At 68.0% G+C, this 25913-nt stretch carries 23 protein-coding genes; 15 read left to right on the forward strand and 8 right to left on the reverse strand.

Annotation, left to right across the window (positions count from 1 at the left end; all coding sequences use genetic code 11):
• The first annotated feature begins 28 nt into the window (after window positions 1-28).
• Window positions 29-1087: an anthranilate phosphoribosyltransferase gene (gene trpD / locus AC1DB8_RS06335; protein WP_476892501.1), complete on the forward strand. Its 1059-nt coding sequence runs from the start codon at window positions 29-31 to the stop codon at window positions 1085-1087.
• 40 nt (window positions 1088-1127) lie between these two features.
• On the opposite strand, the gene AC1DB8_RS06340 is transcribed toward trpD, so the two are convergent.
• Together AC1DB8_RS06340 and AC1DB8_RS06345 are read right to left on the reverse strand one after the other, a co-directional pair.
• Window positions 1128-1409: an Lrp/AsnC family transcriptional regulator gene (locus tag AC1DB8_RS06340; RefSeq protein ID WP_146337532.1), complete on the reverse strand. Its 282-nt coding sequence runs from the start codon at window positions 1407-1409 to the stop codon at window positions 1128-1130.
• A gap of 87 nt (window positions 1410-1496) precedes the next feature.
• Window positions 1497-1913 carry a DUF3054 domain-containing protein gene (locus AC1DB8_RS06345; protein WP_476892502.1) on the reverse strand — a complete coding sequence of 139 codons (417 nt, stop codon included), beginning with the start codon at window positions 1911-1913 and terminating at the stop codon, window positions 1497-1499.
• Window positions 1914-2002: 89 nt separating this feature from the next.
• Between AC1DB8_RS06345 and AC1DB8_RS06350 the strand changes: the two genes are divergently transcribed.
• From AC1DB8_RS06350 to AC1DB8_RS06370, 5 genes are all read left to right on the forward strand, one after another.
• Complete coding sequence (locus tag AC1DB8_RS06350) at window positions 2003-2554, forward strand: cysteine hydrolase family protein (protein WP_476892503.1); 552 nt, start codon at window positions 2003-2005, stop codon at window positions 2552-2554.
• 22 nt (window positions 2555-2576) lie between these two features.
• Entirely contained in the window at window positions 2577-3119 is a 543-nt protein-coding gene (locus AC1DB8_RS06355) for a GNAT family N-acetyltransferase (protein WP_476892504.1), read from the forward strand.
• A 607-nt stretch (window positions 3120-3726) separates the two neighbouring features.
• The gene (locus AC1DB8_RS06360; protein ID WP_476892505.1) at window positions 3727-4014 is read left to right on the forward strand and encodes a hypothetical protein; all 288 of its coding nucleotides are present in this window, start codon (window positions 3727-3729) and stop codon (window positions 4012-4014) included.
• A 135-nt stretch (window positions 4015-4149) separates the two neighbouring features.
• Complete coding sequence (locus AC1DB8_RS06365; RefSeq protein WP_476892506.1) at window positions 4150-5136, forward strand: methyltransferase family protein; 987 nt, start codon at window positions 4150-4152, stop codon at window positions 5134-5136.
• A gap of 580 nt (window positions 5137-5716) precedes the next feature.
• Window positions 5717-6130, forward strand: coding sequence for a hypothetical protein (locus AC1DB8_RS06370; RefSeq protein ID WP_476892507.1), 414 nt, complete (start codon window positions 5717-5719; stop codon window positions 6128-6130).
• Between the two features lie 769 nt (window positions 6131-6899).
• On the opposite strand, the gene AC1DB8_RS06375 is transcribed toward AC1DB8_RS06370, so the two are convergent.
• Window positions 6900-9308 carry an ATP-binding cassette domain-containing protein gene (locus tag AC1DB8_RS06375; RefSeq protein ID WP_476892508.1) on the reverse strand — a complete coding sequence of 803 codons (2409 nt, stop codon included), beginning with the start codon at window positions 9306-9308 and terminating at the stop codon, window positions 6900-6902.
• A 161-nt stretch (window positions 9309-9469) separates the two neighbouring features.
• Between AC1DB8_RS06375 and AC1DB8_RS06380 the strand changes: the two genes are divergently transcribed.
• The 3 genes from AC1DB8_RS06380 to AC1DB8_RS06390 are packed head-to-tail and all read left to right on the forward strand — an operon-like array spanning window position 9470 to window position 12596.
• A complete protein-coding gene (locus tag AC1DB8_RS06380) occupies window positions 9470-10720 on the forward strand; it encodes a type III polyketide synthase (RefSeq protein ID WP_476892509.1) in 1251 nt (416 codons plus the stop codon).
• An 11-nt stretch (window positions 10721-10731) separates the two neighbouring features.
• Window positions 10732-11448 carry a class I SAM-dependent methyltransferase gene (locus AC1DB8_RS06385; protein WP_441417775.1) on the forward strand — a complete coding sequence of 239 codons (717 nt, stop codon included), beginning with the start codon at window positions 10732-10734 and terminating at the stop codon, window positions 11446-11448.
• Complete coding sequence (locus AC1DB8_RS06390) at window positions 11445-12596, forward strand: FAD-dependent oxidoreductase (RefSeq protein WP_476892510.1); 1152 nt, start codon at window positions 11445-11447, stop codon at window positions 12594-12596. Before AC1DB8_RS06385 ends, AC1DB8_RS06390 begins: the two co-directional genes overlap by 4 nt.
• A gap of 15 nt (window positions 12597-12611) precedes the next feature.
• On the opposite strand, the gene AC1DB8_RS06395 is transcribed toward AC1DB8_RS06390, so the two are convergent.
• Window positions 12612-13013 (reverse strand): nuclear transport factor 2 family protein, encoded by a 402-nt coding sequence (locus tag AC1DB8_RS06395; protein ID WP_476892511.1) that lies wholly within the window; start codon window positions 13011-13013, stop codon window positions 12612-12614.
• A gap of 66 nt (window positions 13014-13079) precedes the next feature.
• Here AC1DB8_RS06395 and AC1DB8_RS06400 point away from each other — a divergent pair, with 66 nt between their 5' ends.
• Window positions 13080-14027, forward strand: a complete 948-nt coding sequence (locus tag AC1DB8_RS06400) for a hypothetical protein (protein WP_476892512.1) — start codon at window positions 13080-13082, stop codon at window positions 14025-14027.
• Window positions 14028-14036: 9 nt separating this feature from the next.
• On the forward strand, window positions 14037-14732 hold the full coding sequence (locus AC1DB8_RS06405; RefSeq protein ID WP_476892513.1) for a peptide deformylase: 696 nt from the start codon (window positions 14037-14039) through the stop codon (window positions 14730-14732).
• Here the strand turns inward: AC1DB8_RS06405 and AC1DB8_RS06410 are convergent.
• Window positions 14729-16810: a S9 family peptidase gene (locus AC1DB8_RS06410; RefSeq protein WP_476892514.1), complete on the reverse strand. Its 2082-nt coding sequence runs from the start codon at window positions 16808-16810 to the stop codon at window positions 14729-14731. The genes AC1DB8_RS06405 and AC1DB8_RS06410 overlap by 4 nt on opposite strands.
• A gap of 110 nt (window positions 16811-16920) precedes the next feature.
• On the opposite strand from AC1DB8_RS06410, the gene AC1DB8_RS06415 reads away from it, so the two are divergent.
• The 4 genes from AC1DB8_RS06415 to AC1DB8_RS06430 all read left to right on the forward strand — a co-directional run bounded on the left by AC1DB8_RS06415 (window position 16921) and on the right by AC1DB8_RS06430 (window position 20176).
• On the forward strand, window positions 16921-17790 hold the full coding sequence (locus AC1DB8_RS06415) for a methyltransferase domain-containing protein (protein ID WP_476892515.1): 870 nt from the start codon (window positions 16921-16923) through the stop codon (window positions 17788-17790).
• A 125-nt stretch (window positions 17791-17915) separates the two neighbouring features.
• Window positions 17916-18401, forward strand: coding sequence for an NfeD family protein (locus AC1DB8_RS06420; RefSeq protein ID WP_441417883.1), 486 nt, complete (start codon window positions 17916-17918; stop codon window positions 18399-18401).
• Window positions 18402-18525: 124 nt separating this feature from the next.
• Window positions 18526-19497 (forward strand): SPFH domain-containing protein, encoded by a 972-nt coding sequence (locus AC1DB8_RS06425; protein WP_476892516.1) that lies wholly within the window; start codon window positions 18526-18528, stop codon window positions 19495-19497.
• Between the two features lie 331 nt (window positions 19498-19828).
• On the forward strand, window positions 19829-20176 hold the full coding sequence (locus tag AC1DB8_RS06430; protein WP_026266329.1) for an RNA polymerase-binding protein RbpA: 348 nt from the start codon (window positions 19829-19831) through the stop codon (window positions 20174-20176).
• A gap of 74 nt (window positions 20177-20250) precedes the next feature.
• On the opposite strand, the gene AC1DB8_RS06435 is transcribed toward AC1DB8_RS06430, so the two are convergent.
• The 3 genes from AC1DB8_RS06435 to AC1DB8_RS06445 form a co-directional block, all read right to left on the reverse strand.
• Window positions 20251-20988, reverse strand: coding sequence for a polyprenol monophosphomannose synthase (locus AC1DB8_RS06435; protein ID WP_441417783.1), 738 nt, complete (start codon window positions 20986-20988; stop codon window positions 20251-20253).
• Between the two features lie 240 nt (window positions 20989-21228).
• On the reverse strand, window positions 21229-22902 hold the full coding sequence (locus AC1DB8_RS06440; RefSeq protein ID WP_476892517.1) for an amidohydrolase: 1674 nt from the start codon (window positions 22900-22902) through the stop codon (window positions 21229-21231).
• Window positions 22903-22999: 97 nt separating this feature from the next.
• Window positions 23000-25900, reverse strand: a complete 2901-nt coding sequence (locus AC1DB8_RS06445; RefSeq protein ID WP_476892518.1) for a DEAD/DEAH box helicase — start codon at window positions 25898-25900, stop codon at window positions 23000-23002.
• Between the last annotated feature and the right edge of the window lie 13 nt (window positions 25901-25913).

Consider the following 25913-nt stretch of genomic DNA (forward strand, 5'->3'; position numbering starts at 1 on the left):
GCAGCCCCCGGCTCGATAGCATCAGAACGTGACTTCTCAGGCATCTGCACAGGCTGTAGGCAAGACTTGGCCGCGCCTCATCGGCGCCCTCATCCTCGGCACGAACCTCAGCGCCGGCGATACTGAGTGGGCGATGAACTCCATCATGTCCGGCGAAGCTACGCCGGCCCAGGTGGCCGGCTTCCTGGTGGCGCTGCGCGCCAAGGGTGAGACGGTGGAAGAACTCACGGGCCTCGTCGAGGCGATGATCGACTCCGCCAACCCGATCGAGATCGCGGGTCAAAAGCTGGACATCGTCGGCACCGGCGGAGACCAGCTGAATACTGTCAACATCTCCACCATGGCCGCTCTCGTCTCGGCCGGAGCGGGCGCCAAGGTGGTCAAGCACGGTGGCCGGGCGGCGTCGTCGAGCTCGGGCTCCGCCGACGTGCTGGAGGCGCTGGGTGTCCGGCTGGACCTTCCCATCCCGCGGGTAGCCCGGAACGCCGAAGAGGCTGGAATCACCTTTTGCTTTGCGCAGGTCTTCCACCCCTCAATGCGGTATGCCGCCGTCGCGCGCCGCGAGCTGGGTGTCCCCACGGCCTTCAACTTCCTGGGACCGATGACCAACCCGGCGCACGTCCAGGCGTCCGCCGTCGGCGTCGCTAATGAACGGATGGCGCCGCTGGTGGCCGGCGTGCTTGCCAAGCGCGGCAGCCGAGGCCTGGTGTTCCGCGGCAACGACGGGCTGGACGAGCTGACCACCACGGGTCCGTCGCGGATCTGGGAAATCCGCGACGGCAAGGTTATTGAGCAGGAATTCGACCCCCGCGATCTTGGTATCCGCCAGGCGACTGTCGAGGAACTGCGCGGCGGCGACGCTGCCGCCAACGCCGCCGTCGTCCGCTCGGTGCTTGCCGGAAAGCCTGGCCCGGCACGGGATGCCACGCTGCTGAACGCCGCTGCCGGTCTGGTGTCGTTCGACCTGGACGCCTCGGGTCCGCTGACCGAACGGATGGCAGCTGCGATGAAGCGGGCCGAGGAGTCCGTCGATTCGGGCGCGGCAGCCGCGGTGCTGGACCGCTGGGTCGCACTCTCCCGCGACTAATTTCCCTCCGGCTGGCGGCGCTCCGTGCCCGCTGGGCCGGCTACTGTTCGAAGCCCAAGGCGAACGCCGCGTCGAGGTCGTGCTGCGAGTAGGCGCGGAAGGCGATGTGCGTGGTGGTGTGCACCACGGCCGGGACCTTGGAGAGCTTGTCCGCGATGACGTCGGCGAGCTCCTCGTGCTTGGCGACGCGTGCGATTGCGATCAGGTCCCATTCGCCGGTCACGGAATAGACCTCGCTAATGCCGGGAATCGCGGAGATTTTTTCAGCCGTCTCCGGGATGGCGGAAGCGTCTGTCTTGATCAGGACGAAAGCGGTGATCACGTGGGGGCCTTTCGGATCTGGTGCGCCGTTGCTGGCTTGTTGATTGGCCCCATTGAGGCCGTGCCATCTGCTTGCAAGCCTAGTGCATCAGCTCCGCCGGCGCCCTGCCCGGAGCCGCCGTGTGGCCGCGAACAAAAGGCGGTAGCCGAGCAGGAAAACGGCCAGGCTGAGCAGCGCCACGATCACGAACGGCAGCACCACAACTTGCCCGGTGAGGGCCCGGAGCAGCATGCCGACCGCCACCGTGCCGAGCCAGACCGCGACGCCGGCCGGCCAGAGCGCCAGGGGACCCCGCCACGGGCGCAGGGCGAGCCATGCCACGGCGGCGCCGGCGAGGAACGGCCAGGCCGTCGCCAGGACCCCGGTGATGATCTCGCCACGCTGATGGGCGTCGCGTCCGATCGCGGCGAAGAGCAGGATCAGGACGGCGTCGCCGGCGGCGGCCAGCAGGGCCACTCGTGCATTCGATGGCGGTTGGGCGACTGGGGGAGTGTTGGCTGGCATACCTCCAGCCTAGCTGCGGCCATTGCGGGACGCCGTCGCGGCCTAGCATGATGACCTGAGGAACCACAGCTGCGAGCAAGGAGATGATCATGACAACGCTGTCGGATCGGCCCAACACGGCCTTGATGGTGATCGATGTGCAGAACGGGGTGGTGGAAGGCGCCCACGAGCGCGATTCCGTCGTTGCGAACATCGCCGAACTCGTCGACAAGGCTCGTGCAGCCGCCGTCCCGATCATCTGGGTCCAGCATTCGGATGCGCAGCTGGAGCGGGGGAGCGAGGCCTGGCAGTATGTTCCTGAGCTGTCCCGGGCGGAGCACGAACCGCTGGTGCACAAGTCCTACGGTGATTCCTTCGAGGCTACGGACCTTGAAGATGTGCTCGCCGCTGCCGGCGTCGGGCGAATCCTCGTTGCGGGAGCGCAAACGGACGAGTGCATCCGATCCACCATCCACGGGGCGTTTGTGCGTGGCTACGACGTGACCCTGGTGGGTGACGCGCACACCACAGAGGATCTTTCGGCTTGGGGCGCACCGCCGCCGGAGCTGGTGATCGCCCACACAAACCTCTACTGGCAAAACCAGTCGGCGCCGGGGCGTGCGGCGGGCGTCGTGGCGACCAATACAGTGATGTTCGACTGATCCCGGGGCATAGGATCGTCTGATGGCCCGCCTCATTGTTCCAGACATCCGTTACCACTCCTCCTGGCTGGAGGGATCAGCAGAGTTCGACGGTGCCCACAGGGACGGCGGCGGCGCCGAGGACTGGCCGCTGGATGATCTCAAGGACACCGCCACCTTCCGCCGCTTCGTCGGTGCGCTCGTCAACGATGCGTTACCGGAGACCCCCCGGAAGCCCGGATACGTCCCGTGCACCTACCTGTGGATTGTGGACGGCGACACCTTCCTGGGCTCGCTGGCCATTAGGCATGAGCTGAACAGTTTCCTCCTCAACGAGGGCGGCCACATCGGCTACAGCGTCAGGCCGTCCGCACGGCGCCGCGGCCACGCAGCCAAGGCACTGGCCGACGCCCTGCCGGTGGCGAAGGAGCTCGGAATTTCCCGGGTCCTGATCACTTGCGACGAGGACAACGCCGGATCCAGGGCGACCATCGAACGCAACGGCGGCGTCTACGAAGACACCCGCAACGGCAAGCGGCGCTACTGGGTCGAGACAGACGATCAGGGCGCGCCGGCACTGCCCTGAGGCCTGGCTTTAGAGATTTTTGGCGGCTCCGTAATTTCTGGCCACGCCCGGGAAACCTTATATCTAGCGGGACGTTTAGCCCGCCTTCACAGATATTGGGGGTAACAAAATGAAATCCAATCGTGCCGGGTACATCACCGCAGTAACAATGGCCGGTCTTGCCGCCAGCCTCGTCCTGGCCGGCTGTGGGCCACAGCCAGGGGCTGCTCCCGCAGCCGCGCCGAACGTGGCAGTGACAGACGCCACCACTTCCTCTACGGTGCTGGCCGCTTCGCCGCTGTCCACTCCGGGGACCGCAAACTCTGCGACCTCGCCTGCCGCTTCGCCCACCAGAGCGGGCGGGGCCGCACCGACTCACGCGCCGGCGGCAAAGCCCGCGCCCAGCAGCCTCAAGACGTTCACCTTCCCTGACGGGCATATCTCCTTCGACTACCCGGTGTCGTGGACGGTGCGGACAGCGCTTCCTCCGGCGGGGCCTCCCGGTGTCGAAGCTGTTGTTTCGGACGGCGCCGGCAACGATCTGCTTCTCATGGCCAACGGCGTTCCCGTGGGCTGTGCCGGGGGCCCGGTGTCGCGGCGGGTGTTGGATCAGGCGGAGGTCGCGGGCATGGCGGCACCGAATGGTTCCGCCCCGGTCTTCGGGTTCTCCGTTGAATCCTATGGTGCCGGTGCCGGCGACGCCTACTTCATGGGCCTGGTCGATCCTCGGTCGCTGAAGCAGGGCGACGGGGTGCCCTCCTGGTGCAACGTTGTGTCGACTGACAACGGCGGCTTGGTCACCCGTGTGCTCTTCGACGACCCCGCATTCAAGAACCGGGGAGCGGCTAAGGCGTGGATGGCCACGGAACAATATGCACAACTCAAAGCGCTGCTGGTCAGCCTGAACTACCACTAGCTCCCGAGCTGGGGCGGCCCGCCGGTTGGGGGACCGGCGGGCAGTCCGCATCCCGGACGCTGCAGCGTCCATGGGTAGGCTTTTCCCACCATCGTTCTCGACGAAACCCCGGCGCGCCGGGTCGACGGTCAGACGTTGAATGAATTCGAACCGCATGAGGACAAGGGGACCAGTGCTGGGGTTAGTGCTGTGACGCGTCTCGTTTGGTGGGGGCGGACGTATTTCGCCTTCCAGGCTTTCGCCGGTGCGTCCTGGTGGATTGCGGTTCTGGTGTCCCCGGCCATCCGCCTGGCGACCCTCGGCAATCTTGATGCCGCCGCCGTCGCGGTCTTCGACATTCCCCTATTTGTCGTGGCTTCAGCCCTCGCCGCTTTTGGTATCCGGGCCGCCGCAGTGGTGAGGGTCTGCTGGACCGGACTGGTCGCCTTCGTGCTGGCGGCATATGCCACCATAACGGCCGAGGCCGGCTGGGGTGTGGTGACCATGGGTGCGGCCTTCGCTGGTTCAGTGCTCGCGCTTTGCGCGGTGCTTCTGGGGCGCATACCGACCGCATGGATCATCCGCGGGCCCTTCGCATTGCGCCCGGCCGCCCGCCGCCCGGCAGCAGTAAGCCATGTCGCCGCAACATTCGGGCAGATCGTCATATTTTGGGGCTTCTTCCTGGCCATCGTTCCTTTTGCCCTCGCGTTCCTCGAACAACGGTGGGCGGTGGCCCTTCCATTTCCGCCGGTTGCATATCCAGTCGGCGCCATGGTCCTGCTACTTGCCAGCGCTCTTGGCATCTGGTCGGCCATCGTCATGTCCACGTTGGGGCACGGCACGCCGCTGCCGTCGGCGATGCCCAACCGGCTGGTCATCGTGGGCCCGTATCGCTGGATCCGCAATCCGATGGCGGTCGCAGGGATTGTCCAGGGCGCCGCGGTAGGCGTGATGATGCAGTCGTGGCTGGTTATTGCCTACGCAGTCGCCGGCTCGCTTGTGTGGAATTACGCCGTCAGGCCGCTGGAGGAAGCAGACCTGCTGGAACGGTACGGTGATGAATTTCAGCAGTATTGCGACACGGTCCGCTGCTGGATCCCGCACATGACGACGGCGAGACGCACCCAGCCGGGCACGCCGTAGCTGTCGGCGCGAACCAGGCGCCGGGGGAGAGGGCTACTGGGACCCGGCGTAGGCTGTGCCCATGATTTCCCTCCGCCGGCGCCGCTTGGACACTGGCATGTGGGCGACTGGAGTCCAGGTCTCCGTTGGCCTGACAGCATGGGGACTCTGGCTGACCGCTTTCCTCTTCGGATATTGCGATGGTTTTGAACGCGAAAGGTCCGGCCATACGCTGATCTTCCTGGGCGCTGTTGCGTCCGCTGCGGCGGCGGGCTGGGCACGGTTTCGGGGTCTTGGCTGGCCAGGGACGCTCGCCGTCGGCGCCACGGCACTGCTGGTTGGCTGGACCGATCTCGCGGCACCGGACGGCCTGCTGCCTCATCTTGCTGGAGTCATTGCGGTGCCCGCCACAGTAATCAGGTTGGTTGTTGGCCTGCCGGCTATCCGGCAGGGGAGAGGGCCGCAGGACCGAACCCCTTAGCGGCATTGCCCACATTCACGAAGGCTTGGTTCTGCGCGCGGCGCCGAAAACATCAACGGTGGTTCCCAATGAGTCAGGTTCGTGAGAGCTGCCATTCGGCCGTCATCGTACTATTCATTCATGACGAACCAGGAGGAGGGAAGCTCCAGCCCGTTCGTTCGCCGCGGCCTGCGGGGTTTTGTCTGGGTGGCCGTGGTGGTCGCCGCTGGAGCGTATGCCCTTAGTCTCGTTCCCGACTTCGTTGTGACCTCCATGGCCGTGGGCCTCCTGGTGGGCCAATTCGTATCCAAAGATGAACGGGCGCCGTCCGATGTCAGCGACAGTTGTTCCTGGTGGAGACGGAGGGCGCGCGGCGCCTTCTACACAGCCTGGTCGGTATTGATACTTCTACTCGGCGTGCTCATCAACGTGATCTCCCGGGCCGGCTTCGGCTGGGAGGCATTCGGCGTTCTGGCCGTTATGGCGTGGCCGCTATGGGTTGTCGTGCGAAATCCGCCTGAGCGGCCTTGGGATCCATGGCGTCTCACGCCGTAACCAGGCGAAGCCCCTCCTGGCAACTTTCTGTTTACTTGACATAATGTTGATTATCGGCGTTACGTTAAGGGCCGGAAGAGGGCTTCCATAGTGCCGGCCGCGGTTGCTGTCCGTCGCCTGGTGCACCGGCTGCGCCGGGATGAAGCAGCCGGGACATTTCCGCCGGGGAGGAAGCAGTCGGGATGCTGCTGCACGGTGCGACCTTGGAGCCGCCGGAGACATTCCAGCGCCGATGCGCGAAGCCAGTGCCACAGGCTGCGAATTTGCTGCCTCTGCGCTGGTTGGTTGCAAATTTGCATTTCTTGTCCATGGTCACTTCATTAGCCGACCTCGTGTCAATTCAGCGGACAACGTCGCCACCTGACGTGCCAGGAAGATCCCGGGCAATTAGCGGATATCAAAACAACAATGTCGTCCTAACGCGGAAATTGCGCTGTCCGACCACGCGGCTTGGGCGGCAGTTCGCCACAGCCCTCAGCCGGACACCGGACTAGTTGAAAGCCAGGGAGCGCCGGGAAGCCAGGTGAAAGCAGGGTGCCGGCCGCGGAGACATCCATGTCAGAAGAACGTGCCGGCAAACAGGCTGGAGTGACTTCAGGGGGCTACTCCCCCGGACTATTTGATAAATTATCAATTGCTAATGCATTAGCATAAACCCGACATAAAGAAATCGAAAACCCTCTGCAATGTTTGATTTTCACATATAGGTAAGATCCGGATCTCATCGAGTATCCATGCCGCGCTTAAATGACCCAGGCAGAGCCCGCGCTCACTCTCCGACGTAGGCCGCCAGATGTTCCCCGGTCAACGTGGACTTCGCGGCAACCAGCTCGGCGGGCGTGCCCTCGAAGACGATCCGGCCGCCGTCGTGTCCGGCGCCGGGGCCCAGGTCGATGATCCAGTCGGCGTGTGCCATGACCGCCTGGTGGTGCTCGATGACGATCACCGACTTGCCGGAATCGACCAGCCGGTCCAGCAGCCCGAGCAGGTTCGCGACGTCGGCCAGGTGCAGGCCCGTTGTCGGTTCGTCGAGGACGTAGACGTCCCCCTTCTCCGCCATCTGGGTGGCCAGCTTGAGCCGCTGCCGTTCGCCGCCGGACAGGGTGGTGAGCGGCTGGCCGAGGCTGAGGTAGCCGAGTCCGACGTCCACGAGCCGGTCGAGGATCTTGTGCGCCGCCGGCGTGCGGGCCTCGCCGTCGCCAAAGAACAGCTCCGCCTCGGTCATCGACATCGCCAGGACTTCAGCGATGTTGCGGCCGGCCAGCTTGTATTCCAGCACTGATGCCAGGAACCTGCGGCCCTCGCAGTCCTCGCAGGTGGACTCGACAGTGGCCATAACGCCAAGCTCCGTGAAGATCACGCCCGCGCCGTTGCAGGTGGGGCAGGCGCCTTCGGAGTTGGAGCTGAACAGCGCCGGCTTCACGCCGTTGGCCTTTGCGAACGCCTTGCGGATCGGTTCAAGCAGGCCCGTGTACGTCGCAGGGTTGCTGCGCCGTGAACCCTTGATGGCGCTCTGGTCGATCAGCACCACGCCGTCCCGGCCGGCCACCGAGCCCTGGATCAGCGAGCTTTTGCCGGATCCGGCGACCCCCGTGAGCACGCAAAGCACCCCGAGCGGGAGGTCGACGTCGACGTCCCGGAGGTTGTTCGTCGACGCGCCGCGCACCTCAAGCGAGCCTGACGGAGTACGCGCCGCATCCTTGACCGTCGCCCGGTCGTCGAGGTGGTGGCCGGTGATGGTGTCACTGCGCCGCAGGCCCTCCACACTTCCTTCGAAGCAGACACTGCCGCCCCCGGTGCCCGCCCCGGGACCGAGGTCAACGACGTGGTCGGCGATCGCGATCGTCTCCGGCTTGTGCTCGACGACGAGCACGGTGTTGCCCTTGTCACGGAGCTGCAGCAGTAGCTGGTTCATCCGCTCGATGTCATGCGGGTGCAGGCCGATCGTCGGCTCGTCGAAGACGTACGTGATGTCGGTCAGCGAGGACCCCAGGTGCCGGATCATCTTGGTCCGCTGGGCCTCTCCCCCGGACAAAGTCCCCGCCGGCCGATCCAGCGAAAGGTAGCCCAGCCCGATTTCCGCAAACGAATCGAGCAGGTGCCGCAGGCCCTTAAGGAGCGGCTCGACCGAGGGCTCGTCGAGCTCGCGGACCCACACGGCCAGGTCACTGATCTGCATCTCGCACAATTCGGCGATGTTCTTCCCCCGGATCTTCGAGGACCGCGCCTCCTTGCTGAGACGGGTGCCGTTGCACTCCGGGCAGGCCTGGAAGGTAATGGCACGCTCCACGAAGGCCCGGACGTGCGGCTGCATCGCCTCGACATCCTTGGAAAGCATCGATTTTTGGATCTTCGGGATCAGGCCCTCATAGGTGAGGTTGATGCCCTCGACCTTGATCTTGGTCGGCTCCGTGTAGAGCAGGTCGTTCATTTCCTTCTTGGTGTATTTCGCGATCGGCTTGTCCATGTCGAAACCGGCGCCGCTGAAGATGCGGCCGTACCAGCCGTCCATGCTGTACCCGGGGATCGTCAGCGCGCCCTCGGCCAGCGACTTGGTCTCGTCATAGAGCGCCGTGAGGTCGAAGTCGGAGACCGAGCCCATCCCCTCGCACCGCGGGCACATGCCGCCCAGGTAGACGGCGCCGTGCACCACACTCTTCTCAACCCTCCCCCCGGCTTTTTCGGTGCTCATCACCCCGCTGGCCTTCCTCGTCGGGACGTTGAAGGAGAACGCCGTGGGCGGCCCCACGTGCGGTGTCCCGAGCCGGCTGAAGAGGATGCGGAGCATGGCGTTGGCGTCGGTGGCGGTGCCGACGGTGGACCGCGGGTTCGCGCCCATCCGTTCCTGGTCGACGATAATCGCCGTCGTCAGCCCCTCCATCAGGTCGACGTCGGGCCGCGCCAGGTTGGGCATGAAGCCCTGCACAAAGGCGCTGTAAGTTTCGTTGATCATCCGTTGCGACTCGGCGGCGATCGTGGCGAACACCAGCGAGCTCTTACCCGAGCCGGAAACACCGGTGAACACGGTCAACCGGCGCTTCGGAATTTCAACGCTGATGTCCTTGAGGTTGTTCTCCCGGGCGCCCTGCACACGGATGAGGTCGTGGGTGTCGGCGACGTGCGGCGCCAGCCGCGGGTCCGTCTCCGTGTCCGCGTTCGTGTTGGTCGCCATGCTCATCGTGTCTCCCTCTGTTCGGCCTGGCCGCCCCCGCGCATCCGACGGCGCCGCCTCGCTCGATGTGAACAGCTTAGAACAGACGATGGGGTTATCCTCCGCCGCGCTGGCCGCACGCCCCCGGCATGCATTGTCTTATCCGCCGCCCTCACTGAGAATGAACCATGACGGTCTACCTGAGGTCCCTGGAAACTGCTGTCCCGCCCACCGTATTGATTCAGTCCGAGGCCCGCGACGTGTTTGCCGCCCAGCCGGGGCTCAGCCGGCTCGGCTCCCGGCTGGTGAGCACCTGCTTCGACTCCGCCGCCATCGACACCCGCTACACCGCCGTCGGGGAGCTCACCACCGGCAGCCGGTCGGAGAATCCGCAGTTCTTCGACCCCGCCACCGGCCTGCTGCTGAGCCCCAGCACCAAAGTCAGGAACGACATCTTCGCGGCCGAAGCCAGCAAGCTCTTCATCGAGGCGGCGGACAAGGCGCTGGCGGCCTGCCAGGGCATCGAAGCCCGCGAGATCACCCACCTCGTCACAGTGTCCTGCACCGGCTTCTTCAACCCCGGCCCCGACTACAAGATTGTCCGTGCGCTCGGGCTGAACCCCTCGGTCCAGCGCTACCACCTCGGCTTCATGGGCTGCTACGCCGCCTTCCCGGCACTGCGCGCGGCCAAATCGTTTTGCGACGCGGACCCGGAGGCCGTGGTGCTGGTGGTCTGCGCCGAACTTTGTTCCCTCCACGTCCGGACCTCCAACGACCCGGACACGATTATGGGATCCGCGCTGTTTGCCGACGGCGCGGCGGCCGCCATCATCAGTGCCCGCGACATCCCGGACCAGCCGGCCCTGCTGACCCTTGACCACTTCGAAACGGTCCTGACCCCGGTGGGCGAGGAAGCGATGGCGTGGAACATCGGCGACGAAGGATTCGAAATGGTCCTCGGCACCTACGTCCCGCACATCATCGACGACCACATCATCGACGCCCTCGAACCGCTCCTGTCCCGGGATGCCTCGCTCCTCGGACTCCCCTACCGCGACATCCGGCACTGGGCCATCCATCCCGGCGGCCGCAGCATCCTGGACAAGGTGCAGTCCAGGCTGGAGCTCAGCGACGAACAGCTGATCCCGGCGCGCGAAACGCTGCGGAACTACGGCAACATGAGCAGCGCCACCGTGCTCTTCGTGATCCGGCACATCCTCGACCTTCCCGCGCCCGGCGCTGGCACCGACGGCGCCGACACCGGCGGTGCGCTGGCAGCCGACGACGATGGCGGGGAACGCATCTGCTCGATGGCATTCGGCCCGGGCCTGACGGTGGAGACCGCGCTCTTCACCAAGATCACGGCACCACGGGCGGCCAGCGGTGAGGCCGACCTGCAGCGCCCCGGCGTGCCCCGGCCGGCATCGGCTCTGGCCTGAGCACCGGCGCCATGGTGCTGCTGCGCACGCGTGCCCTGGATGCCGTTGAGGAGATGGACCGGCCCGACTGCGATCCTGCCAGGCTGGAACGGACCTACGCCCAGTTCGCCCTGGTGAACCGCGCTGTGTCCGGCTGGAGGGGCATCTACCGGCAGCAGATCAAGCCGCTGCTCTCCGCGGAGTCGGCCACCACGTTGCTGGACATCGGTTGCGGCGGCGGCGACGTCCCGGTGCTGTTGTCCCGCTGGGCGGCCCGGGACGGGCTGCGACTGGAGATCACTGCGATCGATCCGGACCCACGGGCCGCTGCGTTTGCGGCCGCCCGGCGCACCCGGGGCGGCGTGACGTTCCGGCGGCAGACAGCGGCGGAACTGCTCGGCGAAGGTGAGCGCTACGACGTCGTCGTCTCCAACCATGTGCTGCACCACCTGGACGCCGGCGCGCTGGCCGGCTTCCTTGCCGAATCGGCCGCACTGAGTGCCGGGACGGTGATCCACAACGACCTCCGCCGCAGCCCGGCCGCCTATTCGCTGTTCTATGCGGGCGCCTTGCCGTTCCGGGGCTCCTACATCCGGCAGGACGGCCTGACGTCGATCCGGCGCAGCTACACCTCGGCGGAACTGCGCGCTGCGGCTCCCCCGGGCTGGGCCGTGGTGGCCCGCGCCCCGTTCCGCAACCTGCTGATCCTGGACAGGGCGCGGGGGCGGAGTGCCGGGGCGGGACCATGACCGACGCCGCGACGGACGTCGTGATCATCGGCGGCGGTCCGGTGGGGCTGTTCATGGCTGCTTTGCTGCTGCAGCGGGGGCTGCGGGTCGCGGTGCTCGAACAGCGGACCGGGCCGGAACCGCACTCGCGGGCCATTGGCATCCATCCGCCGGCACTCGATGCCCTGCGGCACGTCGGCGTGGATCAGGAGCTCATCCGCCGGGGCGTCCAGATCCGGCGCGGCATTGCCCTCAACCGCGGCACCATGCTGGCCGAAATGTCCTTCGCCCGGGTGTCCGAGCTGTTCCCGTTTGTGCTCTCCCTGCCGCAGGGTCGCACCGAGGCGGTGCTGGAGGGGCGGCTGCAGGAGCTCGACCCGGACGCGCTGCGCCGGGGCGTGCGGGTGGAGGGGCTGCACGACGACGGCCGGCAGGTCACGGTACAGGCCTGCCTGGGCGGACGGTCGGTGAGCTTCGCGGCTCCCCTCGTGATCGCCGCGGACGGGGTCCGCTCCGCGGCCCGGGCTGCGCTCGGCGTGCCCCTGCGGCGCCGGGACTACCCGGACCGCTACCTCATGGGCGACTTCGCCGACGGCACCGGACTTGGTCCGGATGCGGCGCTGTTCCTGGCCAGCGGCGGGATCGTCGAGTCGTTCCCGCTGCCGGGGAAGCTGCGCCGCTGGGTGGTTCGCCTCGGTCCGGCCGGGGCTCCGGCGGGGAGCTCGGCCGACGCCGTTTGGCTGGCACGGGAGGTCCGGCGACGGACCGGCGTCGACGTCGACCCCGGCAGCAACAGCATGCTCAGCGGCTTCGGCGTGCGTGCCCGGCTGGCCCGCCGACTGGTGGTTGACCGCTGCATTCTGATCGGGGACGCGGCACACGAGATCAGCCCGATTGGAGGTCAGGGCATGAGCCTGGGCTGGCTCGACGCCCTGGCGCTGGCACCCCTCGTGCCGGAGCTCATGGCTGGCAACCGCAACGGCCTGCCGGCGTTCGAACGGCAGCGGATGCGCCAGGCCGCCAGAGCGGCGCGGCAGTCGGAGATCAACATGGCGCTGGGCCGGCCGCTCCGCGAAGGCCCGCTGACCGCACGCAACAGTGTCTTGGCCGCCGCGGCGGCCGTCCCGGCCGTCAACAGCTTCGTGGCCCGCCGGTTCACCATGCAGTAGCCGGGGCGGGAGCCCTCAGTGCGGCGTGTAGTAGCAGTCGTAGCTGTGCTGGCTGATGATCCGGCCGTCGCGCACCTCGAACACCGAGGCGGTCCGGGCCCGGATTTCGTCGCCCTTGTCCCAATGCGGTAGATCCATCAGCACCGTCGCGGACCACTCGGCCTCCAGGACCACCCGGCCTCCCTCGCACGTGCTGCGCTGGACTTCGAAGCGCTGCCCGGAAACGATTTCGCCGCTGTGCTCGGCACCGTCGAGGACCTGGTCCCGGTTGCGGGTGGACCCCCCCGGAGCGAGCAGGTGGGGTGCCTCGGTCAGGACGTAGTCTTCGGCCAGGAAGGGGCCGAGCGCCTCCGCGCCGCCGCCGGCTTCAATGGCCCGGAGCAGGCCGAGCACGCAGTCCAGGGGTGTCGGTGTCATGGACCGAGACTAGCCGAACTGCGCCCCAGGCGTGCCGGCTGCGGTGCCGCGGCCTAGACTGACCGCATGGGTAGCCTTCCCCCGACGCTCCGGTGGTCCGCCGCAGTGCTGGTCGTCCTGGCGGCGGCATCGTGCAGTCCGGGCACGGGCCCGGCAGCAACCGGAAGCGGAGCGACGCCGGCGGCTTCCGGAAGCGGACCGCTGACCGCGGAGATCAGCCAGTTCCGCGACAACTACAGCAAGCGGATCGTAGAGATCCAGCTGACCAACACCACCGGCGAGGCGGTCACCGTGCTCGCAGCCGGTCTGCGGAGTCCGCTTTTTGCTGACGGAATCCACTGGACCTCGGCGGCAGCGGGGACGGAGCTGCCGCCCGGCCAGACAAAGAGCCTGCCGGCCCGGTTGCCGGCCGCCGCCTGCCCCGATCCGGCGCCGCGATCCGGCCAGGCCGCGCCGTCCGGTTCAAAACCTGCAGAGCCGGGCGCAGTCGTCGAGGTCCGGGTGGCGGCCGCCGCCGGAACACCGGAAAAGACGCTCACCGCAACAGCGGCCGATCCTTTCGGAGTCCTGCCTCGGAACAACGCCGAAATGTGCGTTGCCCAGGCCGCCGCCTCGGTGGCCGGCTTCCGGCTCAGCCCCAGCCTCGAGGTGTCCGCAGATGCCCGAGCTGCCGTCCTGCACCTGGTCATCACCCCGCGAACCTCGGCGGCAGCCGGTGGCGGCGGGACCCTTACGATCGACAGCATCGGCGGGACCACCTTGCTGGAAGAAGACACGAGTGCGCCCTGGCCCAGCGGCCTCCGGGTGGATGCGGCCGGGCCGGTGCACGAAGTGCGGCTCGGCATCCGCCCGGCCCGGTGCGACCCGCACGCCGTGGCGGAGGACAAGGTGGGGACGCTGATTCCGGTGCAGGTCACCGTCGGCGGCCGTCGGGGAACCCTGAAGATCGACGCCGGGTCACAACTGCGGGGACGCATTTACGATTTCGTCACCTCAGCGTGCGGTCGCCAGTAGTCTGTTCCCATGTCTTCAGACACGACGAACGACGCAAACACCATCGCCCCCACCGCCGAGATCAGCACCGAGAGCATCCAGGAGGCTGTTGAGGAGATCCTGAACGCAGGCGTGCTTCCGCCCATCGTCCAGGTGGGCCACCCGGTGCTCCGGCAGCAGGCGGTGCCCTTCACCGGCCAGCTGGACGACGCCGAACTCAGCCGGCTGATCGATCTGATGCGCAGGGTCATGCACAAAGCACCGGGCGTCGGGCTCGCCGCACCGCAGCTGGGAATCCCCCTGCAGATAGCCGTCCTGGAGGACCGGTTCGACGTCGACCCGGAGGTAGCCGCGGCCCGGGGGCGGGAGCCCCTGCCGTTCTTTGCCATGCTCAACCCGAGCTACGTGCCGCTGGGCTCGGCCAAGAAGGCCTTCTACGAGGGCTGCCTGTCCCTCAACGGCCTGCAGGCGGCGGTGCTGCGGCCTGAATCGGTGCGGTTGGACTTCACCGCGGTGGACGGCACAGCGCAACAGCGGGACTTCACCGGGTGGCAGGCCCGCATTGTCCAGCACGAGACCGACCACCTGCACGGGATCATCTACCTGGACCGGGCCGAGCTGCGCTCCCTGAGCAGCAACGCCGAATACGCCGCCCGCTGGGCCCAGCCGGACATCGAACACGCCCGGCAGGAACTGGGGTTCCTGCCGGACGAGCCGGCCGGTTAGTTTCCCGAGCTTCCTGCCGCGTTGTTCGCTGCGCCGCGCGCCGGCGCCGGATTGGCCGCCGTCGGAAGGTGCCGTGACCACCACTGCAGGATCTGCTCGAAGCGCTGCCGGCGGTGATGCGGCGTTCCGGACCGGGACAGCTCGTGGTTCTCGCCCGGGAAGACCAGGAAGGCAGCCTCCACGCCCTGCTGCTTGAGGGCAGTGAAGTAGCGCTGGCCCTGTTCCACCGGGCAGCGCAGGTCCTCCTCGCTGTGGATGACCAGGGTGGGAGTGCGCACCTGCTCCACCCGGGCCATCGGGCTTTGCGCCGCCATCTGCTCCGCGGTGCGGCCGGTGTACTCGCCGCCGAAGAACCAGCCGATGTCCGAGGATCCGGTGAAGCTCACGGGATCGAGGAAGCCGCGCTCCACAATGGAGGCCTTGAAGCGGTGGTCGTGGCTGATGGTCCAGGCCGTCAGGTAGCCGCCGTAGGATCCGCCCATGATGCCGAGGGCCGCGCCGTCGAGTTCCTCGAACTTCTGCAGCGCCCCGTCCAGGAAGGCCAGGACGTCCTGCATGTCGACGGTGCCCATGCGCTCTTTGATCGAGCGTCCGTGGGCCTGGCCGTAGCCGGCCGAGCCGCGCGGATTGCACATCAGGACGGCATACCCGGCCGCCGCGTAGACCTGGGCCTCATCGAACAGCGCCCCGGTGAACTGCGCGAACGGGCCGCCGTGGATGTTGAGCAGCACCGGGTGCGGACCGTCGCCCGCCGGCCGGACCAGCCAGCCGTGCACCGGGTAGCCGTCCCCTGACGCGAAGGTGAGTTCCTGTGGGGCGATGATCCCGGCTTCGTCACGCAGCGGCGCCGAGAAGTCGCTCACGACGCGGAGCCGGCCGCTTCCCTCAAGGACCGCCGCGTCTCCGGCAGTTTCCGCATCGGCGAAGCTTAGGACCAGTGTTCCCCCGCCGTCGGCCGCGCCGCTAACCACGCGCTCGCCATCGAGCAGAACGCCGCGTTGCCCGGTGGGGCCGAACTCCAATAGTTGTACGGTGCCCCGTGCGTTATTCAGGACCAGGGCGCCGTCTGCGCCGCGCAGCTCAATCCCGCCGCCGCTCAGATCCGTGGTCTCCGGATCGCTGAGCAGGACAGCGTCCCCGCCGCCGGCTGGCAGGACGTAGAGCGCCGTGTTGCGGGCCACGAAGTCCTTGCCCTCGGCGCCGAGGTCCTGCGCCGAGAAGTACAGCCACCGGCCGTCCCGGCTTTGCCGGACGGCGGTGACGGACAGCCGTCCGGTGTCGCCGAGGGGCACGGACTCGGGGCCCTCTCCCCCGGCTTGGGGATCAGCCGGAACCCGGTAAATTCCGCTCACCAGGTCCTCGTCGCTGCCATCGTGCAGGGCGGCGGTGAAGTACACGGCTTCGCCGTCGGTGCTGAAGGTGGCACCGTTGTGGTCCGTCGCGGCTGTGGTGAGCTGACGCGCCTCCGGCAGGCCCGCGGCAGCCGTGCCTTCTTCTGCGGCCTTGGCGGCCTTGAGTGCCCGGCCGGACGGGGCCACCCTCGGTTCCTCGTCCAGGTCCGGGACCGGGATGACGAAGAGCTGCAGGGGTTTATCCGCCGTGTAGCCGACGCCATTCATCCGGTACTGGTAGTCCGTGATCAGCCGGGCATCCTCGCCGCCGGCCGAGACTCCGTCGACCGTGCCGTAGCGGCCGTCCTCGGGCGTCCTGGCGCTAAAAACGATGCTGCGCGAATCCGGGGACCAGGTGAAGGCGCTGACACCCAGCGGCGCATCCGTCAGCACCACGGGCTCGCCGCCCGAGGCCTCGACCACGTGCAGCTGCGGTTTGCCGCCGGCTTCGGCGCGGAGGAACCCCAGCACCTGCCCGTCCGGGGAAAAATCCGGTGCCGTGTCACGGAAGCCGCGGGTCAGCCGGCGCGGTCGCAGTGCCGGATCCACCGGCACGTTCCACAACTGGCCCACGTAGGCGTCGGCGTCGAAATCGGGGCGGACCACGGCCACGACGGCACGGGAGCCGTCAGGGTGCACCGCGGGAGCCGAAACGGACTTGAGCAGGGGAAGATGTTCGGATTTCACGAGTGCGAGCCTAACCGCTGGCGTCCGTGAGGTGAAATACCTCACATCCGCGCGGCGCCGCCGGGAGTTCAGGGCGGCCGCCGGAGCGTGCCGGCCCTACGATTGACTTTATGCCCGCCGCTTCCCTCGCCGCCCTCGTGTGCCCCGTGTGCCGGGGGCCGTTCACGGCAGGCAGCGGTGGGCGCTCCCTGATATGCGCCGCCGGGCACAGCTTCGACGCCGCCAAGCAGGGATACTTCAACTTCCTGACGGGCAAGGGCACCGTCTTCGAAGCGGACTCCGCGGCGATGGTCGCGGCCCGCTTCGACTTCCTGTCCGCCGGCCACTACCGTCCCCTGGCCGAGGCGGTCGCCGGACTTGCCGCCCCGTTCCTCGCCGAAGCCGGGTCCGCGGTGCTGGACTCCGGCACCGGCACCGGGCACTACCTTCGCGCCCTGCTGGACCGTGTGGCGGCTGCGGCCATCGGCATCGACATCTCAAAATTCGCGCTTCGCCGGGCGGCCCGGCTGAACCCGGAGGCGGTCAACCTCGTCGGCGACGTGTGGCAGCCGCTCCCTGTGGCGGACGACGCCGTAGACGTCGTCACCGTGGTCTTCGCGCCGCGCAACGCGGCTGAGTTTGCCCGGGTGCTCCGGCCCGGCGGCCGACTGATCGTGGTGACCCCCCGGCCCGGGCACCTGGCCGAGATCGCCGGACAGACCGGCATGCTGGGAATCGAGCCGGCCAAGGAGGAGCGCCTCGCGGCGACACTCGCCGGGCACTTCCACGCGCACGAAGGACGGGACCTGGACCTGGACCTGCGCCTGGCGCCCGCCGACGTCGCCAATCTCGCCCTGATGGGGCCCGCCGGGCACCACCTTGACCCTGCCTCCCTGGCCGCCAGGGTGGCAGGACTGCCGGCCCGCACAGCAGTGTCCGCCCGCTTCCGGATCGGTGTTTTCGCACCGTTGCAGTCTCCGCAACAGGCCGCTGAACGATAACGACTTGGCCACGTTCCCGGGCTGATCCTGGCACCCTGCCCGCGTCCTTGCCGTCCGGCTTAGGATGGAACCACGTTAGGGAGGGCCTGTGCCTGCAGGCCCGGCTGCGTGGCTAAGGGGGAATGATGTTCGACTGGCTGGCCGAAAACTGGTGGGCGTTGTGGCTCACGGTCTTCCTGGTGTTTGCCGTGGTGGAGATGCTCACCCTCGATCTGTTCTTCATCATGCTCGGCGGCGGTGCCCTGGCCGGGCTGGTCGCCGCCTTCGCCGGCGCGGACTTCTGGCTCCAGATCGTTGTCTTCAGCGTCGTCTCGCTGCTCATGATCGGCTTCGTGCGGCCGGTGGCGCTCAAGCACCTTCGCAGCAGCCCGGCCGACCAGCGGAGCAACGTCGAACGCCTGATCGGCGAATCCGCGCTCGTCATGGAACCCGTGAGCGCCAACGGCGGCCTGGTCAAGATCGGCGGCGACATCTGGAGCGCCCGCTCGGAGTCCGGCGTGCTGACTCCCGGGCAGCACGCCGTCGTCAGGTCCATTGACGGTGCCACCGCCGTCGTCGACCCGCAGCCTGAGCCGCAACCGAACCCGTCGCCGGAACCGGAGGCGCTGTAAGGCTGCGACCGTTCCGAGCCGCCTCTCGGGGCACAATCTTCCTGTTGCCGCCACCGGCCGCAGGATCAGCGGCAGCCGGACTGCCGCGCACAGCAAAACCACATAACTGGGGAAAAGGTGATGTATGGATATCGCAGTCGCAATAGTGCTGCTGGTACTCGTTGCGTTCGTAATAATCGTGCTGGTGCGCTCGGTGCGGATTGTCCCGCAAGCGCGCGCCGGCGTCGTGGAACGCCTGGGAAAGTACCAGCGGACGTTGAACCCGGGCCTCACCATCCTGATTCCCTTCGTTGACCGGCTCCTGCCCCTCCTCGACCTGCGCGAACAGGTGGTGTCCTTCCCGCCGCAGCCGGTGATCACCGAGGACAACCTCGTGGTGTCCATCGACACCGTCGTCTACTTCCAAGTGACCGACGCGCGGGCCGCTACCTACGAGATTGCCAACTACATCCAGGCCGTCGAGCAGCTCACCACCACCACACTGCGCAACGTGGTCGGCGGGCTGAACCTTGAAGAGGCGCTGACCTCGCGCGACCAGATCAATGGCCAGTTGCGCGGCGTCCTGGACGAAGCGACCGGACGCTGGGGCATCCGGGTCTCCCGGGTGGAGCTCAAGGCGATTGATCCGCCCCACTCCATCCAGGACTCGATGGAGAAGCAGATGCGCGCCGAGCGGGACCGCCGTGCCGCCATCCTGACGGCCGAAGGCACCAAGCAGTCCGCCATTCTTACCGCCGAGGGCCAGCGCCAGTCCTCGATCCTGAAGGCGGAAGGCGATGCCCAGGCAGCCATTCTGCGGGCCGACGGCGAGGCGCAGGCCATCCAGAAGGTCTTCGACGCCATCCACAAGGGCAACCCGGACCAGAAGCTCCTGGCCTACCAGTACCTGCAGACGCTGCCGAAGCTCGCCGAGGGAAGTTCCAACAAGCTGTGGATCATCCCCAGCGAGGTGGGCGAGGCGCTCAAGGGGATCGGCAGCGCCCTTGGCGGCACCAACCCCGACCCGCGCTCGGACGGGCCGTTCGGGACCGCGGCTGCCTCTGCCGCAACGTCGACGGAGCCCGCGACGGCCGCGGGTTCCGCACCGGAGGCCTAGTCGGGACGCTACAACCGTAGTTACAGGGAGGCACCCGCTCGGGCGGGTGTCTCCCTTTTTTCTGCCGCTTGTCCCTGCCGCTTTTCCCGCAGCTGCTTTCGGTCGCTTCACCCGACGCGGGAGCGGCTTTACCTGAGGTGCCGCTCCCGCGTATACTTGAGTATTTGTCCGGACGGTTCAGCTTGCCGGAACAATTACGCTTCGCGCGGCGTTATATCTACTGACGATTCCTGCAGTGGGGAACGCCACGCAACAAGTAGTCCGGCGAGGTCCCAGTGGCCCCCGGCTAGCGCAGGGCCCGGCCCTGCGAACCGATCATAAGGGAGAAAAGATGAGCGATCGCAGCCTGCGGGGTATGCGCCTTGGCGCACAGAGCATGGAGACCGAATCCGGCGTCGAACCGGCTCCGCGCCAGCGGGTCGAGTACCGCTGCGAGGACGGCGAGCAGGTGTTCGTGACCTTCTCCTCCGAAGCGGAGATCCCCCCGGTTTGGGTTTCTAAGACCGGCAAGGAGGCCCTGCTGGTCGACGGCGAACGCCCCGTGAACAGCAACGAGAAGGCCGTCCGCACGCACTGGGACATGCTGCTGGAACGCCGCTCCCTGCCCGAGCTGGAGCAGATCCTGGAAGACCGGCTCACCATCCTGCGCGAACGCCGCGGCGAACGCCGCTCGGCCTAGCAACCGCGCCCACGCACAAAAGGCCGGGCCGGCACCTCGTTGAGGTGCCGGCCCGGCCTTTTGCGCGTCTGAGTCTATTTGCGGCCGAGCTTGCGGCTTAGGGTGTTCCAGCGGGCGGTGAGGCCCCACTTGGTGACGTTGATCATGGCTTCGACCACGATGTTGCCGCTCATCTTCGACGCGCCCAGTTCGCGCTCGACGAAGGTGATGGGACGCTCCACGATGTTCAGGCCCAGCTTGGCCACACGCCAGGCGAGGTCCACCTGGAAGCCGTAGCCCACCGAGTCCACGGAGTCGAGGTTGAGCTTCTCCAGCGTGCTCCGGCGGAAGGCACGGAAGCCGCCGGTGACGTCCTTGATCTTGACGCCCAGCATGATGCGGGCGTAGGTGCTGCCAACGCGGGAGATGGCCTGCCGGTACAGCGGCCAGTTCACGACGCTGCCGCCCGGTACCCAGCGGGAACCCATGGCCAGGTCTGCACCCTGCTCGACTGCTTCTATCAGCTGGGGCAGCTGCTCCGGCTTGTGCGAACCGTCGGCGTCCATCTCGACAAGGATGTCGTAGCCGGCGTCGAGGCCCCACTTGAAGCCGGCGATGTATGCCGCGCCGAGTCCGGCCTTGCCCTCCCGGTGCAGGACGTGGACCTGGCCATCCTCAGCCGCGATTCGATCCGCCAGCTGGCCCGTGCCGTCGGGGCTGTTGTCGTCAACCACCAGGACGTCGGAGGCCGGCACAGCGGTGCGGAGACGCCCGAGGGTCTTGGGCAACGATTCCAGCTCGTTGTAGGTCGGGATGATCGTGAGGACACGCACAGCGGGGCCTTTCCTTGGAGGGAGCGGTCGGAGGGCCGGGGCTGTCGGCAGTTAGCCGACGACAGGCACAGCTCCCCATTATAGTCAGTCAGCACGCCGAGGCCGGGCGGCCGGCCCGGCAGGCGTGGTCCGGCGCGGACCGGCCGGTCTGGACCGCCCGGGCGTGCCGGCGTGGTCCGGCGCGGACCGGCCGGTGTGGACCGCCCGGGCGTGCCGGCGTGGTCCGGCCCGGCAGGGCGCTTATCGTCCGAGTGAGCCGTTGGAGAAGAGTTCGACGCCGTCCCGCACGGTCTGCAGGCAGACCGGGGAGGTGCCGGTGTCCAGTGCCGGGAGCAACGGTGTCCGGGCGCGCGGGTCCGTGCTCCAGGACTGGACCCGGCCGTCGGCCACCTGCACCATGAGTTCTTCGACTTCCCAGACCGCGAAACTCGCCGGAGCGCCGGGGACAAGCTGGCCCGCCATTGGGTTCCGGTACCGGGCCGCCCGCCAGCCGGCCCGGGTGTGGCCCAGGAAGGCTGCGCGGGCAGAAATCCGCTCATCGGCGTTGTGGTGTTCGAGGCAGGCGCGGACGCTGGACCAGGGCCGCAGCGGCGTGACCGGGCTGTCGCTGCCGAAGCACACCGGCACGCCGGCGGAGTAGAACGAGCCAAAGGGGTTCATGGCGGCGTGGCGGGCGCCAAGCCGCTGGGCGTAGAGGCTCTCCCCGCCGCCCCAGAGGGCGTCGAAGACGGGCTGCGCGCTGACGGTCACCGAGTACTTGGCCAGCCGTTGGATGGCGTCCACGTCGGCGATTTCGACGTGCTCCAGGCGGTGGCCGGCGGCACGGACGCGCTGTTCCCCGACTTCGGCGGCGGCCTGGTCCAGGGCGTCCAGCGCGGCGTCGAGCCCGGCGTCGCCGATCACATGGAAGCCTGCCTGGATCCCGAGCACTGAGCAGGCCGCGAGGTGCGCTGCGGCCTCATCGACCGAGAGGTAGCGGGTGCCCCGCTCCCCCGGCGCGTCGCTGTAGTCGCCGCGGAGCGCGGCGGTCCGTGAACCGATGGAACCGTCCATGTTCAGGTCGCCGGCCAGGCCCAGGACAGAAACGCCAAGGCTGTCCAGGATGGACCGGGCCTGTTCGGCGGAAACGGCAAGCTGGCCCCAATAGGGCAGGATCTCCGGAACGGCGTGTCCTGGCCGGTCGGCGGCGTTCCAGCCGGCCGCGAGCTGCAGGTCCTCGATGCTGCCGATGTGCGGTGCCGCCATTTCGGCGAGAGCGACATAGCCGTTGGCGGCCGCCTCCGCCAGCGCGGCCTCCTGGTAGCGGCGCAGGGCACCGGCGGGCAGGTTCCGGGCGGCGCGCCGCGCGGCGGTGTGGGCGGCCCGTTTGACCTGCCCGTCGGCGGCGTAGCCGTCGAGGCTCTCAAGGCCGGACGCGGCGGCCAGGGAAGCGGAGACAAGGGCCGAGTGCACGTCCACCCGCGACAGGTATACCGGCCGGCCGCCGGCGGCGCGGTCCAGTTCTTCGCGGCTGGGCAGGACCGGGTCGGCCCAGAGCGTTTCGTCCCAGCCGTGCCCCAGCACCGTGCCGCCCGCGCCGGAAGCGGAGACGGCGGCGCCGGCGACGGCGTCAAGCAGTTCGGCTGCGGAGCGGACCCCGCCGAGCTGGAGCGAGTCCAGGGCGATGCCGGTCTCTGTCAGGTGCACGTGGGAGTCCACGAAGCCGGGGGCAAGGAGCGCGCCCTGCAGGTCGATGACCTCCATGGAGGAGTCCGCGATGGACGTGGCGGCCTGTTCAGAGCCGACCCAGGCCACGGTGTCACCGTCGACCAGCATGGCCGTAGCGAAGGGATCCGCCGCGGTGTAGACGGAACCGTTGCGGTACAGCGTCACCTTGCGCTGTTCCTTGGAAGCCTCGGACGGTGAAGCGGTCATGGTGTGGAACTCCTTGTAGCTGGGGGCCGGTGTGCCGGGCCTGCGGCATCGGGGCATGGTGGAGGAAAGGCAGGGGCGGAGGGCCGCTAGGGGCCGGTCACACGACGGCCGAGTAAGCGACGACGCCGCGTTTGACCAGGGTGATCGCGTCGCCGCACAGCCGTGCGACGCGCGGGTCCAGTCCGGGAATCTTGGCGAGCTGGTCCAGCAGGTCGATGACCTGTTTCACCCAGCGGACGAAGTCGCCGGCGGCGAGGTCCGTGCCGCTGAGCACCTCCTGGAGGTGTCGGCCCTTGGCCCACTTGAAGATCGGCCAGACCAGGCCGAGCTCGGGCTCCCCCGTCAGTGGCAGCTTGTTGGCCTCCTCCACGTCCTCCAGGGCGGACCACTCCCGCACCACGGTGTCGACGGCGGACTCCAGCGAGACGCTGGGCATCTTGGGCCGCAGACCGCGGTCCTCGCGCTTGGCCTGGTAGACCAGAACGCTGGCCAGTGCCGCGATTTCCGCGGCGTCGAGGTCGCTGAAGGCGCCCATCCGCAGCGCCTGGGAGATCAGCAGGTCCTTTTCCCCGTAGATCCGGCGCAGCCGCTGCCCGTCCGGGCTGATGGAAAGCGTGCCCGAGTCGGAGGTTTCCAGGTAGCCGTAGCCGGAGAGGACTCCGCAGACCCGGTCGAAGGTCTTGGCGATGGTGTTGGTGCGTCCCTGGATTTGGCGGATCAGGCCGTCGGTTTCCTGCCGGAGCTTCCACCAGCGCTCGGACCAGCGGGCGTGGTCCTCGCGTTCGCTGCAGCCGTGGCAGGGGTGGGCCCGGAGCTCGCGGCGCAGTTCCGCGATCTTCTTCTCCATGTTCGGCAGGGCGGCGGCACGGCCGAAGTCCTCGTTCCGGTTCGGCGGTGCCGGCGGCCGGCTCTCCCGGATGGCGTTGCGGACCGATGAGGCCAGGTCGCGCCGCGACTTCGGCACTTTGGCGTTGAAGGACTTGGGGATCCTGACCCGCGTGATCGGGGCCAGCGGTCCCTCCACATCGTGAAGGCCGATCCGGCGAAGCTGGTTGTCCAGGGTCATTACCGCCGGCCGCGGCTCGCGGGAGTGATGGTCCGAGCTGAGCACGACGGCGAGGCCGGGGGCCCGGCCGGACGGCACATCGACGACGTCGCCGGGCAGCAGCCGGCTCAGGGAGTCTTCGGTGAGCGACTTCCGGGCCCGCGACGTGCCTTTGGAAGCTGCGTTTTCGGCGTCCGACAGGGCCCGGCGCAGTCTGGAGTACTCGGTGAAGTCGCCCAGATGGCAGCTCATTGCCTTGCTGAACCCGGCCAGGGATTCCTCCCGGCTGCGGACCTGCTTGGCCAGTCCGACCACGGAGCGGTCCGCTTGGAACTGGGCGAAGGAGGACTCAAGGATTTCGCGGGCGCGCGGCCGGCCGAACTGGGCCACGAGGTTAATGGACATGTTGTAGGTGGGCCGGAAGCTGGAGTTCAGCGGGTAGGTCCGGCGGGAGGCGAGACCCGCGACGGCTGCCGGATCGGTGCCCGGCTGCCAGAGCACGACGGCGTGCCCCTCGATGTCGATCCCGCGGCGGCCCGCCCGGCCGGTCAGCTGGGTGTACTCCCCCGCCGTGATGTTCACGTGCGCTTCGCCGTTGAACTTATCCAGCTTCTCCAGCACCACGCAGCGCGCGGGCATATTGACCCCCAGCGCGAGGGTCTCGGTGGCGAACACCGCCTTGACCAGTCCGTCCACGAAGAGCTTCTCGACGACCTCCTTGAAGGTCGGCAACATGCCGGCATGGTGCGCGGCCAGGCCACGCAGCAGCCCGTCCCGCCAGCTCCAGAAGCCCAGGACGTCCAGATCGTCGGAGGGGATGTCCTGGGCCGCTTCGTCGACCCGCTGGGCGATGATGAGCTGTTCCTTCTCGGTGGTCAGCCAGAGCCCGGCGGAGACGCACTGCGCCACGGCGGCATCGCAGCCGGCGCGCGAGAAGATGAAGGTGATGGCCGGCAGCAGGTCCATCCGGTCCAGGCTGGCGATGACCTGCGGGCGGCTGGCCTTCCGGACCGGGCTGCGCGGGGCGCCCTGCGGTGCCGCCTCCCGCTGGCCGCGCTGCTGGCGGCGCTGGTTGCGGCCGCCGTGCCCGAAGCGGCCGCGGAAGTTCATCTGGCTCTCGGCCCGGGCCATCGACAGCAGTTCCGGGTTGACCTCGTAGCCGGCGCGTGCGGTGATCGCGGCGCTGGAGCCTGCGGTATCCGCGGTAGCGGCCACATTGTCCTCACCGGCGGGCGCAATTTCGTCGAAGCTGGTGTCGCCGGCGAACAGGTCCACGATCTTGCGTCCCACCATGACGTGCTGCCACAGCGGTACGGGACGGTGCTCGGAGACGATCACGTCAGTCTGGCCGCGGACGGTGTCCAGCCAGGCGCCGAACTCCTCGGCGTTGGAGACCGTGGCGCTGAGCGAGGCCACCTGCACCTCGCTGGGCAGGTGGATGATGACTTCCTCCCAGACGGCGCCGCGGAACCGGTCGGCGAGGTAGTGCACCTCGTCCATCACGACGAAGCCGAGGTCATCCAGGGTCTCCGAGCCGGCATAGAGCATGTTGCGGAGCACCTCGGTGGTCATCACCACTACCGGGGCTTCGCCGTTGATGCTGGTGTCACCGGTCAGCAGGCCCACCTGCGCCGCGCCGTACTTCTCGGCCAGCTCGGTGTACTTCTGGTTGCTTAGCGCCTTGATCGGCGTCGTGTAGAAGGCTTTCAGGCCGCGCTGGAGCGCCAGGTAAATGGCGAACTCCCCGACAATCGTCTTTCCGGCCCCGGTCGGGGCGGCCACCAGCACGCCCCGGCCCGCTTGCAGGGACAGGCACGCCTCGCGCTGGAAGGGATCGAGGTCGAACGCGAGCGAACGGGTGAAACCGCCCAGATAGGTCTTGGCTTCTGCGGCCCGCTCGGCGCTGGCACGGTAACGCTCGGACGGCGACTCCGGCCCGGGTAGTGAGGACATGCTTCCAGCCTAG

It is taken from the genome of Arthrobacter sp. 10N410, assembly GCF_056394945.1.